Here is a 16,357-nt window from a genome sequence, read left to right as displayed (position 1 = left end):
ATGGGGATGCGCCCCCGCCCGCTCCTCCACGGCATGCGGGACGAGGGAAGGGCCGTGACCGCACGCCCGGAGTACGGGCGGGCGAGCAGAGGCCCGTGCTTGTGAGTCCGTCCGCCCGTGCACATCTCGGAGGCGACGGCTGCAAGGGGACGGCGGGTGCATGACCCCGCACGCGGCCCGATTCGGGGGAGCGACGAGCGATGCGAAAGGCAATCGTGGGCGCGGTGTTGCTGCTGGGGCTGGCCGGCTGTGCCACGGCGCGGACGGTTCCGCCGGACGCGCTGATCGACTCGGAGGTCACCATCCGCCAGGCGGAGGAGGCCGGAGCGGCGCTGGTGCCGGACGCGGCGCGGCACCTCCAGTGGGCCCGGGAACAGGCGAACGAGGCGCGCAGGTTGCTCGAGCGCAACCAGCGGGACAGGGCCGCCCTCTTGCTCCAACGTGCCGAGGCGGACGCGGAGCTGGCGCTGGCGCTGGCGCGCGAGGCTCCGGCCCGAGCCGACGCCGAGCGGGTACGCCAGGAGATCCAGCAGCTCCAACAGAACACGGTGCAGTAGTCGCCCCCACGCTCGGAACGCGCGGTGAGGACTCGTTGCCGGAGGAGAAGGTCATGCGGGGATGGAAGCGTCTGTCGTGGGGGGTGCTCGGCGCCGCGGTGATCGCGGGGTGCGCGGGCAGCATGCCGCGCGAGCTATTGGATGCGCGCTATGCCTATGAACGGGCCTCCTCGGGTCCAGCGGCCCAGTACAGCCCGGACGACCTCATCGAGGCGCGCGCGGCGCTCGACGCGGCCCACCGCGCCTATGAGTTGGAGAGCGGCTCGGAGCGCACGCGCTCGCTGGCGTACGTGGCGCTGCGCAAGGCGGAGATCGCCGAGTCGCGTGCCCGGGCCGCCGTCGCCGAGCAGGAGCGCCGCCAGGCCGAGCAGCAGCTCGCCGCGTACCGGGCCACCGACGAGGTGCGCATGCGCCAGGAGCTGGACAGGGCGCGCGCCGAGCTCACCGAGGCCCAGCGCCTGCGCGCGGAGGCGGAGCAGCGGCAGGCCCAGATTCAGCAGCAGCAGGCGCAGGCGGCCCAGCAGCAGGCGGAGCAACAGGCGCTGGAGCAGGCGCGGCAGGAAGAGGCGCAGCGACAGGCGCGGCTGGCCGAGGCGCAAGCGCGACTGGATCAGCTCAACGCCCAGCTCGAGCAGGAGCGCCAGGCACGCTTCGCGGCCGAGCAGCGCGCGGCCCAGGCGGAGGCCGAGGCACGCGCCCAGACGCAGGTGGCGAACGAGCTGCGCAACATCCGGCAGGTGCAGGTGAAGGAGGAGTCGCGAGGGCTCGTGTTGACGCTCTCGGGCAGCGTGCTCTTCCGCTCGGGGAGCGCGGACCTGCTGCCGGTGGCCAAGAGGCGGCTCGATGAGGTGGCCGAGGCCCTGAAGAAGACCCAGAGCCCGCTCGTCATCGAGGGACACACCGACAGCCAGGGGCCCGAGGAGGTCAACGAGGAGCTGTCCAACCTGCGCGCCGAGTCCGTGCGCGACTACCTCGTCGAGCGCGGCGTGGACAGCGCGCGCGTGCGCACCACGGGCCTGGGTGAGTCGCGCCCCGTGGCCTCCAACAAGAATCCCGAGGGCCGCGCGAACAACCGCCGGGTGGAGATCGTCATCGAGCGCGGCATCGGCGGAGCGGGCCAGCAGCCCGTGCCGACTCCGTAGGAGCCAGGCGTTGGAAATGAAAAGGCCCCGCTGCCTCGGAGGCAGGGGGGCCTTTCGTTACCGGACGACGCCGCGGGTGCCTACTTCTTGGCCGGGGCCGCGGTGGTCAGCTGCGAGGGGTGCGTGGGCACCTGGAGCGAGCCGTCGACGATCTTGGCGCGCAGCTCCTCCACCTTCTGGAGGGCCTCGGCCTTGCCCGGGAACTCCACGCGCACGGGGGCGTAGGTGACGCCGCCCTCCTTGAGGCCCAGCGTCACGTCACCGCCCTCGAGCTTGCCCTGGGACAGGTCACGCACGGCCTCGTAGACGCCCAGGTCCACGCGCTTGAGCATGGAGGTGAGCACCGCCTCGGGGGCGAGGTGGGACTGGTCCGAGTCCACGCCGATGACGTACACGGACTTGCCGGCGGCGCGCGCCTCCTTCACCGCCTGGATGACACCCATGCCGTCCGAGCCAGCCGCGTGGTAGACGACGTCCGCGCCCTTCGTCACGAGATCCTGGCCCACCTGCTTGCCGGCGGCCACGTTATCGAAGCTCCCCGTGTAGTTCACCAGCACGGTGGCCTTGGGGTTGGTGGCGGCCACGCCCGCGCGGAAGCCCGCCTCGAACTTCTTGATGAGGGGCACCTCCATGCCACCCACGAAGCCCACCTTGTTGCTCTTCGAGGCCAGGCCGGCCAGCGCCCCCACCAGGAAGCTGCCCTGCTCCTCGCGGAAGAGCACGGAGCGCACGTTGGGCAGCGTGTAGGACTTGCCCTCGGCGTCCGCCAGCGTGCTGTCGATGAGGACGAACTTCGTGTCGGGGTTGCGCCTGGCCACCGTCTCCACGGCGTTCTCGAGCATGAAGCCCACGCCGACGGCCATGGACACGCCCTGGTCCACCAGGAGCTGGAGGTTGGGCTCGTAGTCCTCCGGCACCTTGCTCTGGAGCACCACCGGGGTGACGCCCGCCACCGCGGCGATATTGCGCTCGGCCAGGTCCTGCTGGAGCGTCTCCTTGAGCTCCTCGGGGGAGGCGTCCTTGTAGCTGCCGCCCTCCATCTTCTTGCCCGCGCCCCACAGCTCCAGGCCGCGCAGCGCCGAGTCGTTGAAGGAGTGGTCACCCCGGCCGCCCACGTCCGTCACCAGACCCACCTTCAGCGCCTTCTCCTTGGGAGCGGCGGCGACCGGAGCGGTGGCCTCGGCGGGCTTGGTGGGGGTGGCCTCCGGCTTCGCCTCCTCCTGCTTCTTGCAGGCGGACACGAGCAGCAGACCGGAAATCAGGGAGACTCGTAGGGCGTGACGGGAAGTGGGCATGGCGCGGCGTCTAGCAGAGCCTCCCCCGCCCCTCAAGTTAACGTCAGGCCAGAAGCGCCGCTCCAATGAGGCCACTGTCATCACCCAACTCCGCGTCGGTGATGAGCAGCCCCTCGCGCGAGGTGTTGGAGGCATAGGCCTGCACCCCCTCCAGCACCCGCCGCCGCATGCCCGGGCAGTGCGCCAGCACGCCACCGCCCAGGATGAGCCGCGCCGGGTTGAGCACCGTCACCTGGTTGGCCACGGCCATGGCCAGCATGAGGCTGGCGCGCTCGTAGATTTCGCGCGCCTCCGCGTCCCCCGCGTCCGCCGCCTGCTCCAGTGTCACCGGCGTCACCCGGGACGGGTCCCCGTCCGTCAGCTCCGTCAGGACATTCGAGCGCCCGGTGGCCAGCAGCTCGCGCGTCTGCGCGATGAGGTTGTGGCCCCCCACGTACGCCTCCAGGCAGCCCAGCTCGCCACAGCCGCAGCGGCGCCCATTGGGCACCACCTTGATGTGGCCCAGTTCCCCGGCCACGCCCCCCCCACCATTCACCAGCTTGCCGTTGGCGATGATGGCGCTGCCCACGCCCGAGCCCACGAACACCGTGTACATGTCATGGGCCCCGCGCCCGGCTCCGGCGTTGAGCTCGCCCCAGGCGGCGGCGGACAGGTCGTTCACCACGCGCACGGTGAAGCCCAGCCGCGTCTTGAGCATGTCGCCCAGGGGCACGTTGCGCCAGCCGAGGTTGGGCGCCACCGCCAGCACACCCGAGTCACCGTGGATCTGCCCCGCGGCGCCCACGCCGCAGGACGTCACCGGCGTGCCGGCCGCGTCCACCGCGGCCTTGGCCGCATGGGCGATGGCTTCCACCACCGCCCACGGGCTGCGCTCGGCGAGCGGAATCTTCGAGGCGGCGACGATCTTCCCCTGGTCGTCCACCACCGCCGCGCGGGCGAACGTGCCTCCCAGGTCGATTCCGAGCGTGGGCATGCGTTGACTCCGGTCGAGGGCCATCGGGCCCCCATCTGGTTCAGGTACCAACCTCGCGCTGCATCTTCTCCACCGTGCCCTCGATGAGCTGGCGGATCTCCTCCAGCCGCGCGGCGGTCTTGGCCTCGAAGCGCAGCACCAGGATGGGCTGGGTGTTGGAGGCGCGGATGAGGCCCCACCCGTCCGGGAAGGTCACCCGCACTCCGTCCACGTCCACCAGCGAGTGGCCCGCCTGGCGCAGCGACTCGGTGGCGCGCTTGACGATCTCGAACTTCTTCTCCTCCACCGTGTCCACGCGCAGCTCGGGCGAGGCGAACGTCTTGGGCACATCCGCCAGCAGCTCGGACAGCTTCTGCTTCTCGTGGGTGAGGATCTCCAGCAGGCGCGCCGAGGAGTACACGGCGTCATCGAAGCCGAAGTAGCGGTTCTTGAAGAAGATGTGGCCACTCATCTCGCCGGCCAGCTCCGCGTGCTCCTCCTTCATCTTCGCCTTGATGAGGGAGTGGCCCGCCTTCCACATCACCGGCTTGCCGCCGTGCTTCGCGATGTCGTCATAGAGGGTGTAGGAGCACTTCACCTCGCCGACGATGGCCGCGCCCGGGGTGTCCTTCAGCACGTAGCGGCTGAAGAGGATCATGATCTGATCGCCCCAGAGGATGTTGCCCTGGTCGTCCACCACGCCGATGCGGTCGCTGTCGCCGTCATAGGCGATGCCCACCTCGGCCTTCTCGCGCTTCACCGCCGCGATGAGGTCCTGCATGTTCTCCACCACGGTGGGGTCCGGGTGGTGGTTGGGGAACGTCGCGTCCATCTCGCAGAAGAGCGGGACGACGTCGAAGCCCATGCTCCGGAAGAGCGGCACGGCGATGGCGCCACCGGTGCCATTGCCCGCGTCGATGACGATCTTCATCCCCTTGCGGCCCACCTTCACCGTCTGGGTGACGAAGTGGTTGTAGGGGTTGATGATGTCGTAGGGGCTGACGGTGCCCGGGGTGGCGGCCTGCTCGAAGTCGCGCGCCTCGATGAGCTTGCGCAGCGCCTGGATCTCATGGCCGTGGAAGGTCGTCTTGCCGGCGCCGATCTTGAAGCCGTTGTACTCGGGCGGGTTGTGGCTGCCGGTGATCATCGCCAGGCCGTCCACCGGCAGGGTATTGGCGGCGAAGTAGGTCAGCGGGGTGGGCACCACGCCGACGTCGAACACGTTGAGGCCGGTGGAGGTGAGACCACGGCAGAGGGCGTCACGGAAGCGGGTGGAGGACTCGCGGCAGTCGCGGCCGACCACGATGGAGCGGCCGCCCTTGCGCCGCACCACGGTACCCAGTCCCTTGCCCAGTAGTTCCACCACCTCGACGGTGAGGTCCTTGTCCACCAGGCCACGGATGTCGTACTCGCGGAAGATATGCGCGTTCATGAGGCTGTTTTCCTGAAGCCCTCGCAAGGGGGCTGAGTCGAGGGCGGCGCACTGTACACAAGCCCAGGGCCGGGGGGTATTCAAGCGAGGGCTCTCCCATCGCCGCACACCCCGGCGCCCCGGGACCTGGAGGGAAACGGGCCTCCCCGCCCAGGTGCACGGTGGGTGGAATCGGCGTGACTCGGGGTGCCCGCCCAGAGGGGCGAGCCCCCCGTCCCGGCTAGGGCGTGCTCTTCGGGTCCGCCGGATTGCTCCCGGTCTCCCGCTCGTCACCGTCCAGGAAGCCGTCCTCGTCCCGGTCGATTCCCATCCGCTCGCCCGAGCCCGGCGGCGTGCAGGTGTACGTCAGCGGCAGCGCGCCCGAGCCCGCCAGCTGCCGGAGCACCGCCTCCGAGACGGCCGGGGCCTCCTTCCGGTCGGACACGAACCTGCCCGCGCCGAGATAGAAGAAGCCCTGCTCGTGCTGGCCCTGGGTGCTCTTCGCGATGAGGTCGCACTCCCCCACGTCCGCCCGGGCGAGGAGGAGGTCGAGCCGCGGGCCCACCACCACGGCGTTGGTCCGGGTGAGTGTCACCTGCTGCCCGACGATGGGCGCCAGGTTGGTGTCGAAGGCGAGCATGAAGCTCTCGAGCTTGCGGCGCATCGCATCGCCCTCGGCGTTGGCCGGCAGGCCCGTGATGTTGTCCGGCCCTTGCGTGAAGGCCATGACGCTGTTGAAGCGGAACATGGTGTCGACGCTGCCGTCGTGGATGAAGCCGAAGCCTCGCACCTGCTCGCCCATGAACTCGTTGTCGCCCGGGTTGAAGATGGGCGTGCGCGGCATGCCGAACATGCCGACCTTCTGGTACATGTTGCGCAGGTGCGGCACCTTGAGCACCTGGGCCGCGAAGGGGAACGCGCTCCGGCCATCCGCGCCGAAGAAGCCGGGAATCACCGCGTCCGGGTTGGCGTTGGGCTCGATGACGTGACACGTCCCGCACGAGATGTGGAAGACGATGTTGGAGGGCACGTTGAAGAAGAAGTCGTGAGCCTCCTGCTGCTCGGGCGTCAGGGAGTTGTCGAGCGCCCGGACGGGATTGGGCGGGTACATCACCCGCAGCATGCAGTCCGTGAAGGCCTGCATGTCGGCCTCGGAGATGGGCTCATCGCGCCCGAGCAGGTCCACGAAGGCCGGACGGAACTTCTTGAACGCGGCCTCCTCGTCGAAGGAGCCACTCTCCGGCTGAGCGCTGGGAGCGTCGTTGCCTCCGGTCCGGTCTCCGCGCCAGTGCATCGGCCCGTGGTTGGCCATGCCGCGCAGGCTCTGGGTGACCATCGGCCCCTTGAGGGGATGGAAGTCCGGGTTGACGATGGTGTTGCCGATGAAGGGGCCGGGGTTGGTCTCCGTCCCAGTGTCCGGGTTGCCCAGGTCCCACGCGAGGCTGTCGAAGTCCCCGAAGACGTGGCAGGTCGCGCACGACGAGTCGCCGTGGCTGGAGCTCAGCGAAGCGTCGTACAGGAAGCGCCGCCCCTTCACGATGTTCGGCGGCTCGGGGTTGTACATCGCCACGTGGCCGATCTCCGCGCGTCCGCGGGTGTCGACAATCGAGATGGAGTTGTCGAACCGCGTCATCACATACAGGCGGTTGCGGCGCTCATCGAGCACGAGCCCCGTGGGGCCCCCGCCGGTGAGCGGGATGTGGTGGGCCGCGTTGGGGACGAAGGTGTCGTTCTCCAGCTCCGCCGTGTTGAAGATGCCCACCTTGTTGGAGCCCAGCGCGGCGACGTAGAGCGTCGAGCCGTCGCCGGTGACGACCATTCCCGTGGGAAGGGCGAGGCTCTTCTGGTTCTCGGCGTTCGGAATGGGGGCGCAGCAGGCGTCGTAATCAATGTGCTTGTTGAGGTGGCGCGGCGCGACGCCGGCGCTGCTCAGCACGGTGATGCGGTTCTCGTGGAAGCGGCCCTTCACCGAGTGGCCCGCGAACTCGCCGGAGCCCTCGAAGCGCTTCTCATTGAAGGCCTCCGTGTTGGAGACGTAGACCTTCCCGCTCACCGGGTTGACGGCCATGTTGTAGAGGATGGTGCCGACTCCGGCGAAGAATCCGGACGGGCCCGGGAGCTGCGCCGGAGGGTTGGCCATCGCGTCGATGACGAAGACATCCTTGTCCGGCAGCGAGAACCGCACGGAGTTGTCCCAGATGCGCTCCAGCTCATCCACCCAGTGGGCGCCGTTGTACTTGACGATGAGCCCCACCTCGGGCTGCCGCTTCCCATCCACACTGGTGTTGGGCGCGGGCAGACCTCCCTTGGCCTCTCCCCCATCCGGAACGAGGATGTGCGAGAGCGTCGTCGTCCGGTTGCCGGAGTGGAAACCGGCGGCGTAGACGCGGGAGCCGTCCGGCGTCACCGCCAGCGAGCGCGGCGTATCGCTGAAGAGGGTGAGGATCGTGCTCGGCATGATGCTCGCCGAGCTCGCGTTGAAGACCCAGATGTCCGCACGGCCGATGCCGGGCGTGGTGAGCTTCGGATCGAACGGGATGTTCTGGCCGCGGTGCGCCGTCGTGATGAAGGCACGGCCGCGCTCCGGCCCCGCGAAGACGATGTCGCGCGGCTCGTCGCCGACGAGCAGGGTGCGGGTGACACGCCCCCCGTTCCCGTTGCCGCTCAGCTCGACGACGCTCACGCTGTCCGAGAGGTGGTTCACCACCCAGACCTCGGTGTTGCTGCGCGCCGCCACGGCGACGGGCTCGAGCCCGACGGGCACCGAGGCCCGGTGCGTCAGACCGCCGCCATGCACCCGGAAGATCTCCAGCCGATTGTCCGGGGTGTTGACGGCGAAGAGCAGCTTGCCGTCCGGGGACAGCTCCAGGGGACGGACCTGTCCACTCTCGAAGAGCGTGAACGAGGACTCCGCGTGCGCGGGAGTCACCGCGAAGAGGCAGACGGCCATGGCCGCGGCGGCGAGCCAGGAAGTCACGGAGAGGTACGGAGCGGGGTGTCGTTCCATCGGGAACTCCTGCACGGGAGTGAGTGAAGCCGCACTACCCTACCCAGCTCCCCCCGGGGGAGAGGAAGGCCCGGTGGGCAGCTTGAAGGTGGCGGTGGCACCCAGGCCAGGCCCCGCGCTCTCCAGCGACAGCTTCCCGCCCATCAACTGCGCCGCGAGCGCGCTGGAGTGCAGGCCAATGCCATGGCCTTCCTTGCGGGTGGTGAACCCCTGGGTGAAGAGCCGCCCGTGCACCTCGGGGGCGATGCCCCTGCCATTGTCCACGACCTGGAAGAGGACCCACTCCCCCTCTCCATACAGCCGGAGGAGGAGCCGGCGCTGCCCCGGGACCACGCCCTCCAAGGCCTGCCGGGCGTTGCTGATCAGGTTGAGGAGGATTTGCAGCAGCCGGTGCCTGTCCACCTTCATCCTGGGCAGCGGCGCCAGTTCCTTCGTCACCTGCACGCCCAACTGGTGCAAGGCGCCCGCCTGAAGGCGCAGGACCTCCTCCAGCACCTCGGCCAGCTCACACTCCTCCACCAGCAGCGTGGCCTTCGCGTAGGCCTGCTGCATCTGGATGATGGTGCGCACCCGATCGACATTCCGGGACAGGTCGTCCATGCCTTGCTGGAGTGACACCCGCTCCTGCGCCAGCTCACCCGCGAGGCCGGTGAGGTAGGCGAAGAGCTGGTGGCCGCGGGGATCTTTCGTGAGGAAGCCCGCGAGGTCGTCGCGGTGCTCCTCCATGAGGTGGACCACCTGCTCGACACGGCCCATGCGCGAGGCCGCCACCGTGCGGCGCAGCGTCTCGCTGTCCACAACGAGGCTCGTCAGGGCATTGCCCACGTCATGCAGCACGCTGGAGGCGACCTCGGACTTGCCCACCAGGCGCGCCGTCTCCACCAGGTTCGCCTGGGCCTGCATCAGCTCACGCGTCCGCTCCTCCACGCGTGACTCCAGCGCCTCGTTGGCCTGACGCAGGGCGAGCTCGGCCTGCCGCACCTCGCCGTAGAGCCTCGCGTTCTCCATGGAGATGGCGGCCTGGGAGGCCAGGTGCTGCAAGAGGGTGATGCGGCTGGGGTTGAAGGCCTCGGCGGTGAGGGCGTTCTCCAGATACAACACGCCGTAGAAGGCCTCCTTGCGCTTCAAGGGCAGACACAGCACGGAGCCGGTCTGGCTGGAGGCACCGGCCGGGTCGGAGAAGGCGTGGGGTTTGGACGTATCGTCGATGAGCACGTACTCGCCGGTGCGCCGCACATAGGCGATCAGCGGCCCCGGCAACCGCCAGGAGGTCAGCTCCGGCGGTACCACCCGGGCGGCCACCGTCAGCTCCTCCCCTTGCAACAGCAGGAGGGCACCCCGCTGAGCCCCCGCGTTCTCCATGGCCACCTGCATGAGGGTGCCCACCAGCCGCTCCAGGTCCATCTCGCTGGAGACGGCCTGCTGGGCCTTCACGAGGCTGAGCACGTCCAGCAGCTTGGAGCTCGTGTCGTAGCTGGTGGTGCCCTGGCCACTCAGCCCCAGGCGGGAGATATCCGGCCACTGCTCGTCCAGGTGCCGCACCTTGCCCTCGGCGCCCCACTGGAGATAGGCCTCGCGCGCCTGGCGGGCATAGGCCATGGAGATGAGGGGAATCCCCTCCTCCTTCCAGAAGCGCGCGGCCAGCTCGCTCGCCACGGCGACGTTCTGGATGAAGCCATGCTCGCGAGCGGCCCGAATGGCCTCCTCATAGCCATGGACGGCCGCCACGAGCTCGCCCCGCAGGCGGTGCAGCTCCGCCGTCACCAGCCGCTCGGCGGCTCGAAACGTCTCCGGACAGCTCGTGGCCCACTCCTCGAGCTGCCGCCGGTGCTGTTGGATGTCCTCGAGGTATTTCTCCCGCAGAGGCGCCGCGGCCTCCCGGCAGCACGCCGCCAGGGTCAGGGCCCTGTAGAGATGATGGTCCAGCAGCTGACCGCGGCCGATCACCGCCCAGAGCAGCCCCTGGGCCTTGTCCGCCGCCCGGCGCGCCTCCTCGTAGGCGCCGCTCATGAAGCGGGACCGGGTCTTGATGACGGCATACGAGCACTTCAACGGGGCCATGCTCGTACTCAGGAGGCCCTCGGCATCCTGCTCGCTGAACCCCTCCATGCTCAAGGAGCCGAACGAGACGGTGAGCCCTCGCATCTGCTGCACGAAGGCCTGGAGCAGCCCGACGATGTTGCCCGCGTCCCGGAAGCCCGCCTTGCGTGCGAACCCGGCATGGGTGACCGCCTCGCCATACACCTCGACCAGTTCGGCGCCCATGGAGAGCTGAAGCCAGACGATGAAGATGCAGCAGTAGCCGGCGATCTGCAGGTCCCCCGACAGCAGCGCGTGATGAAAGGCCTTCTGATAGAGCTCCCTCGACTCCCGCAGTGGCCGCACCCAGAGGCTCACATGCCCCTGGGTGAAGAGGACCCGGGCCCGGTAGGCGGAGATGTCATGGCGCTCGACGAACCCACTCGCCAGCTCGCCGAAGGCATATCCCCGGTGGGGCTCCTTGAAGAGACAGCTCGTCACGAACCCATACCAGGCATAGGCGGACGCGGACTCGTCGGTGCTTCCATGGCGGAGGGTCAGCGCCACCATGCGGCACAGGTGCAGCGCCAGGAGCGTCTCGCTGGTGAAGAAGGCCGGCGCGAACAGGGCCCCGAGCAGCCCCATGACCGTCTTCGTCTCCGGATCCATCATGGAGGGCAGCTCGATGAGGCTCTCGATGGGGCGGTTGCCCAGGAGCGACTCCACCTCCTTGTTGGCGGCGGCCACCTCGTCCCAGGTGGGCCTGGCGGGGATGCTCACGCCGAAGCGCGCCAGACACTCCAGCAGACAGGCGGCGGCGGCCTCGGGTTGGTTGGCGGTGAGGAAGATGCCGCTCTCGAGCCGGTAGGCCGCCGCGAGGTCCTGGCGCGACAGCTCCCTCGAGCGAAGCTCCTCGATGATGCGGCGGGCCTCCGGGCCATTTCCGCTCATCAACTCACTGCTGGCCTGTCCCAGGCGCAGCTTGAAGGCCAGCTCGGGCGCCGTTACCCACAGGTCCCCGGGCATCAGGCGCAGGGCCATGGTGAAGTAGCCAATGGCCGAGCGGTGGGCGGCGGAGGACTGGGCGCGGAAGCCCGCCTCGGCATTCAGCCGCGCCAGCCGGGTCCGCTCCTCGCTGTCCCCCATCAACTCCGCGCCCGCGTTGAGCTGCCCCACCACGTCGAAGAGGCGCTCGCGCAGCTCCTCGGGCGAGAGGCGGGCCCATAGCAGCCTGCCGAGCTCCAGGTGGATGGTCTTGCGCTCCACCTCGGCCAGCATGACATGGGCCGCCTGCTGGATGCGGTCGTGCAGGAAGCGGTAGTGGCCAGGACCCGTCTGCACCACCAGCTCTTCCTGGAAGGCCGGCTCGAGGCCGAGCTCCACCTCGGAGGACTCCTGGTGGGAGAGGAGGGCCAGGGCCTCCAGCGCGAAGGTGTTGCCCGCGCACGAGGCGAGGCCCAGCAGCTTCAGGGCCCGCGCGGGCAGCTTGCGCAGCCGGCTGGCCATGAAGTCCACCACGTTGTCCGAGTAGCCCATGGCCCGCACGGCCTGCTCGTTCCAGAGCCACCCGCCCTCGGGCACCCGCTCCACCAGTCCGTCCTGGTAGAGCGACTGAAGGAACTGGAGGAGGAAGAAGGGGTTGCCCCCCGTCTTCGCCTGGAGCAGCTCCGACAGTGGCTCGACAACCTCCCGGGACGCACCCGGCAGGGCATCCGTCACGAGCTGCCGCGTCTGCGTGGGCGAGAGCGGCCCCAGGTGCATGTCCTTGAGCCGGGCCCCCTCCTTCCGGGCCTCCTCCAGCACCAGCGCCAGCGGGTGCGCGGTGCTCACCTCGTTGTCCCGGTACGCGCCAATCAGCAACAGGGGCGGCGTGTCCGGATGGGTGGACAGGTACTTGAGCAGCGTGAGGCTCGCGAAGTCCGCCCACTGCAGGTCGTCCAGGAAGAGCACCAGCGGCCGCTCGGAGGAGGCGAACACGCGCAGGAAGCGCTGGAAGAGACGGTTGAAGCGGTTGCGCGCCTCGGCGGGCGGCAGCTGCGGCGCGGGGGGCTGCGGGCCCACCACCTTCTCCAGCTGGGGCACCAGGTCCACCAGCACCTGGCCATTGCCCTCGAAGGCCGCCCCCAGGCGCTGACGCCAGGCCTCCACCTCCGCATCGCTGCCCGCCAGCAGTTGCTGCACGAGGCCCCGCATGGCCTGGGCCAGGGTGGCGTAGGGCACGTCCCGCTGCAGCTGGTTGAACTTGCCACCGAGGAAGAAGCCCCGGCGCTCCAGCACGGGCTTGTGCAGCTCATGGACGATGGAGGACTTGCCGATGCCCGAGTAGCCCCGCACCAATACCCACCCCGCCCGTCCTTCCCGCGCCACGTCTTCGAAGGCCCCCAGCAGCGCCTCGACCTCGGCTTCGCGGCCGTAGAGGTGCTGGGGGAGCTGGAAGCGGGCGGGGAAGTCCCGGAGGCCCAGTGGGAAGTCCTCCCGAGCGCCCCGCCGCACCGCGTCCTGACACCGCTCCAGATCGGCCTTCAGCCCCTCGGCGCTCTGGTAGCGCTCGTCCGCGGCCTTGGCCATCAGCTTGAGCACCACCGCCGAGAGCATGGGGGGAAGCGAGGGCACCAGCTCGTTCGGGGGCACGGGCCGCTGCGAGATGTGCGCGTGGATCCACTCCAGGGGATCCTTACCCTGGAAGGGCAAGCGCCCCGTGAGCAACTGGTAGAACGTCACCCCCAGCGAATAGAAGTCGGTGCGGTAGTCCACCGCCCGGTTGATCCGCCCCGACTGCTCCGGGGACATGTACGGCAGCGAGCCTTCCACGAGCGTGGCACTGGCCCCCTCGACGTGCTCCACCTGCCGCGAGGTGGCGAGACCGAAGTCGATGAGCCACACCTGCTCCCCCGCCGACAGGAGGATGTTGGCGGGTTTGATGTCCTTGTGGATGACGCCGCGGCGGTGCATCTCCGCCAGCGTGGTGGCCAGGGGAATCGCGATGGAGAAGAAGGAGGAGGGCTCGAGGGGCTGGCCCAGTTGCTCCGAGAGGGCGTTGCCTCCCACATCCTCCAGCAGCAGCACGGGCCGCTCCCGGAGCACCTCACAGCCACGGGTGGCGAGCACCCCAGGCGTCCCTCGCAGGCGCTGCAGCACGCTGTACTCGCGCTGGTAGCGCGCACGCTCGCGCGGACCGAGGTGCTCGTTGCGCGGAGTCTTGACGATGACGGGCTGTTGGTCGGCCTCGCGCAGCCCCTGGAACAGCAGGCTGCTGCTCGTCATTTGAAAGAGGCCGAGGAGCTTGTACCCAGGGATGTCCATCATGGTGGTACGGCGAGTTTCTAACACCTCGCCGGAGCCGCTCCCTAGATGGACAAACCCATGACCCACTCAGGGTGCGGCTTCCACCTCGCACACCGTGTGGCCACGGCTCCGGGGAATCCCTAGCGGGCGCGCTCGCGGGCCTCCAGCTCGCGGTCGAAGTCCACGAGGGCCTGGAGGATGTGCTCGCGGGAGTCGGTGAGCAGCAGGTAGCGCGCGTACTCCTGGCCTCGGGCGAGCTGCTCCAGGAGCGGGTAGACGGGCCGCGTGCGCGTCCAGAACTCCTGGCCCAGGAAGATCATCGGGCTGACCACGCCCACGGTGTTGTAGTGGTTCTGGCAGGCGTCCTGGAAGACTTCCTGGATGGTGCCGGCGCTGCCCGGCGAGTAGATGACGCCGCCCTTCGCGATGGTGAGCAGACCTTCCTCGCGGACGCTGTTGGCGAAGTACTTGGCGATGTGGGTGGCGAAGGGGTTGGGCGGCTCGTGGCCGTAGTGCCAGGTGGGGATGCCCATGCTGGCGCAGAAGGGGACATCCTCGTCCTTCAGGGGCCAGGCCGCGCGCACCTCGAAGGCACGCGAGAGCCAGTCCCGGTCCTTGTAGCTCGGCGCACGGGCGAGCACCTCGAGGGCCGCGCCCAGCTCCGCCTCGCTCCGGCGGGCGAACCAGGCGCCCAGGTGCGTGGCCTCCATGGCGCCCGGCCCGCCGCCGCTCACCAGGAAGAAGCCGAGGCGCGCCAGCTCACGGGCGAGCTCCGCCACCGAGCGGTAGTCGGGCTGTCCCCGACGCATGGAGTGGCCGCCCATGATGGCCACCACCTTGCGCGGCCGACCCTGGTGGGCGAGCAGCTCCTCCATGGCATCGGTGATGGAGTGGTCATGGAGCCGCTGCGCCAGCGTGTGCAGCAGGGAGGGCGTGTGGACTCCGCCTTGCGCGCTCCAGTGCGCGTAGATGCGGGCGTCGGGTGTGTCCGCGTAGCTCTCGGGGCGCGCGGGGTCGAAGCCCGCGTACAGCTCCTCGGGAGTGTAGAGGCTCCCCCGGTAGGGCGAGTAGGGCAGCCCCGAGAAGGGGGGGAAGACCATGGCGCCCCGTGCGAGGACGGCCTCGAGCGCCTCCTTCTCGAGCTGGCAGCCCAGGAAGGCGGTGCCCATGAGGTCCGCGCCCAGCAGCGCCCGGGTGTGCCCCGTCAGGTCCAACCCCTGGAGGATGACATTGGCGAGGCTCGCGCCTCTCGCCAGGTGCTGCTCGAATGCCGCGAGACTCTCAAGCTCGATCAGATGGACCTCCCGGAAGCGCGAAGGGCCCCCGACGGTAGCAGGGGGCCCTCCGTCTACGGAGTGGTTCTTCGACTCCTCACGGCCCGGGCTGGCCGCCGAAGGACTCGGCGCCGCGCGGCTGCCGGCCGTAGGCCTCGCCCGGCTTCAGTGGAGCCAGCCACAGTAGATCCAGGGCCTTCAACCCGTCCGGTGCGTAGAGGGACACCTCGGGGTTCTTCGGGTCGAGCGTCGCGCCCAGGCCCTCCACCCCAGCGGCCCCCTGGCGGAAGGTGACGACCTGTCCAGGCTGCACGGTGAGCGCGGGCAGCCGCCATTGCGTGGGCACCCGGGTGAAGCCCGACAACAGGTGTCCCTCCAGCGACACCGGCGCGCTCCCCCGGTTGTAGAGCTGCACCCAGAAGGCCCCGGAGCCGTCACGCCCCACCCGGTCGATGACGAGCGCCCCGCTCCCATGCGACTCGATCTCCCGGATGTGCTGGAGCAGCCACTCGCGGCGCTCGCGCACGAAGCGGCGGAGGTACTCGGTGCTCCGCGCGGCGTGCTCGGGGCTGACGTACGGGTCCACCGTCTTGCCGTCCTTGCCCGGCAGGATGTACGGGGCGAGCAGCTTGTGCATGGCGTCGACGCGCGGGCCGATGTTCTCCTCGGTGAACCAGGTGTCGAGCAGCAGGCGCAGCCGTGCGACATAGCGGGCGCGCAGGCCCGGGTCGTCGTAGATGCGCGTGGACAGCGTGCTGTACGTGGGCTTCATGCCCGCCATGCCGAGCACGTCGCGGCGGAACTGGAAGAGCTCGTACACGCTCGCGTCATAGGCGGAGTACGTGAAGAGCGGGTGCTCGTCCTTCACGCCCTGGACGACGGGATTGGTGCGGTTGTAGAGCGACAGGGCGTTGTTGAGGTCCCAAGGCACGTACGTCCACTTGCCCGTCTCGCGGTCGTAGACGAGGTAGCTGCGCGAGTCGCCCTGGAGGTCATTGGCGATGAACGTCTCCGTCACCATCCAGGTGAGGTAGTCCTCCAGCTCCAGGTGCTCCCGGGCGAAGGCGGCGAAGCGGTGCGGCGGCGTGCGGTTGATGTCCTCCATGAAGGACCACAGCCGGTCCCACGGCTCCTTCTCGTTCGTCTTCTTGTCCCATTTCTCCTGGTACTCCTCCTGGGGCGGCGGGCGCATCTCGCAGTCGTGCATGCCACAGCGGTAGATGTCGCCGTCCTCGTCGAAGTCGTGGGCCTCGAGGAAGTCCTTGTTGACGGACTCTAGCTCGGTGAAGACGCCCTCGTACTTCGTGATGATGCTGCCGTCGTCCTGGACGAGGTGGAGCTTCACGTGGACGTAGCGGGCGCGCAGGGCCGGGTCATCGTAGATGCGCGTGGTCAGCGTGCTGTACGTGGGCTTC

9 protein-coding genes are annotated in these 16,357 nt (G+C 69.3%); 2 read left to right on the top strand and 7 right to left on the bottom strand.

Annotated elements, in window-relative coordinates:
* The first annotated feature begins 200 nt into the window (after positions 1–200).
* Both VF794_RS35055 and VF794_RS35050 read left to right on the top strand, forming a co-directional pair.
* Entirely contained in the window at positions 201–557 is a 357-nt protein-coding gene (locus VF794_RS35055) for a hypothetical protein (protein WP_331117475.1), read from the top strand.
* Between the two features lie 53 nt (positions 558–610).
* A complete protein-coding gene (locus tag VF794_RS35050) occupies positions 611–1,699 on the top strand; it encodes an OmpA family protein (RefSeq protein WP_331117474.1) in 1,089 nt (362 codons plus the stop codon).
* A gap of 80 nt (positions 1,700–1,779) precedes the next feature.
* Here VF794_RS35050 and VF794_RS35045 read toward each other — a convergent pair whose 3' ends face one another.
* The 7 genes from VF794_RS35045 to VF794_RS35015 form a co-directional block, all read right to left on the bottom strand.
* The gene (locus VF794_RS35045) at positions 1,780–2,994 is read right to left on the bottom strand and encodes a BMP family ABC transporter substrate-binding protein (protein ID WP_331117473.1); all 1,215 of its coding nucleotides are present in this window, start codon (positions 2,992–2,994) and stop codon (positions 1,780–1,782) included.
* Positions 2,995–3,037: 43 nt separating this feature from the next.
* Positions 3,038–3,967 (bottom strand): ROK family protein, encoded by a 930-nt coding sequence (locus tag VF794_RS35040; RefSeq protein WP_331117472.1) that lies wholly within the window; start codon positions 3,965–3,967, stop codon positions 3,038–3,040.
* Between the two features lie 40 nt (positions 3,968–4,007).
* Positions 4,008–5,378, bottom strand: coding sequence for a phosphomannomutase/phosphoglucomutase (locus tag VF794_RS35035; RefSeq protein ID WP_331117471.1), 1,371 nt, complete (start codon positions 5,376–5,378; stop codon positions 4,008–4,010).
* A gap of 220 nt (positions 5,379–5,598) precedes the next feature.
* A complete protein-coding gene (locus VF794_RS35030; RefSeq protein WP_331117470.1) occupies positions 5,599–8,364 on the bottom strand; it encodes a hypothetical protein in 2,766 nt (921 codons plus the stop codon).
* Between the two features lie 39 nt (positions 8,365–8,403).
* Positions 8,404–13,689 carry a trifunctional serine/threonine-protein kinase/ATP-binding protein/sensor histidine kinase gene (locus tag VF794_RS35025; RefSeq protein WP_331117469.1) on the bottom strand — a complete coding sequence of 1,762 codons (5,286 nt, stop codon included), beginning with the start codon at positions 13,687–13,689 and terminating at the stop codon, positions 8,404–8,406.
* Positions 13,690–13,808: 119 nt separating this feature from the next.
* Entirely contained in the window at positions 13,809–14,963 is a 1,155-nt protein-coding gene (locus VF794_RS35020; protein WP_331117476.1) for a hypothetical protein, read from the bottom strand.
* Positions 14,964–15,039: 76 nt separating this feature from the next.
* A partial coding sequence (locus VF794_RS35015) for a CotH kinase family protein (RefSeq protein ID WP_331117468.1) occupies positions 15,040–16,357 on the bottom strand: 1,318 nt, incomplete at its 5' end.

The organism is Archangium sp. (assembly GCF_036389735.1).
Taxonomy (GTDB): domain Bacteria; phylum Myxococcota; class Myxococcia; order Myxococcales; family Myxococcaceae; genus Archangium.
Note: the sequence above shows the minus strand (reverse complement) of the source record. Positions and strands in the feature narration are given on the sequence as shown.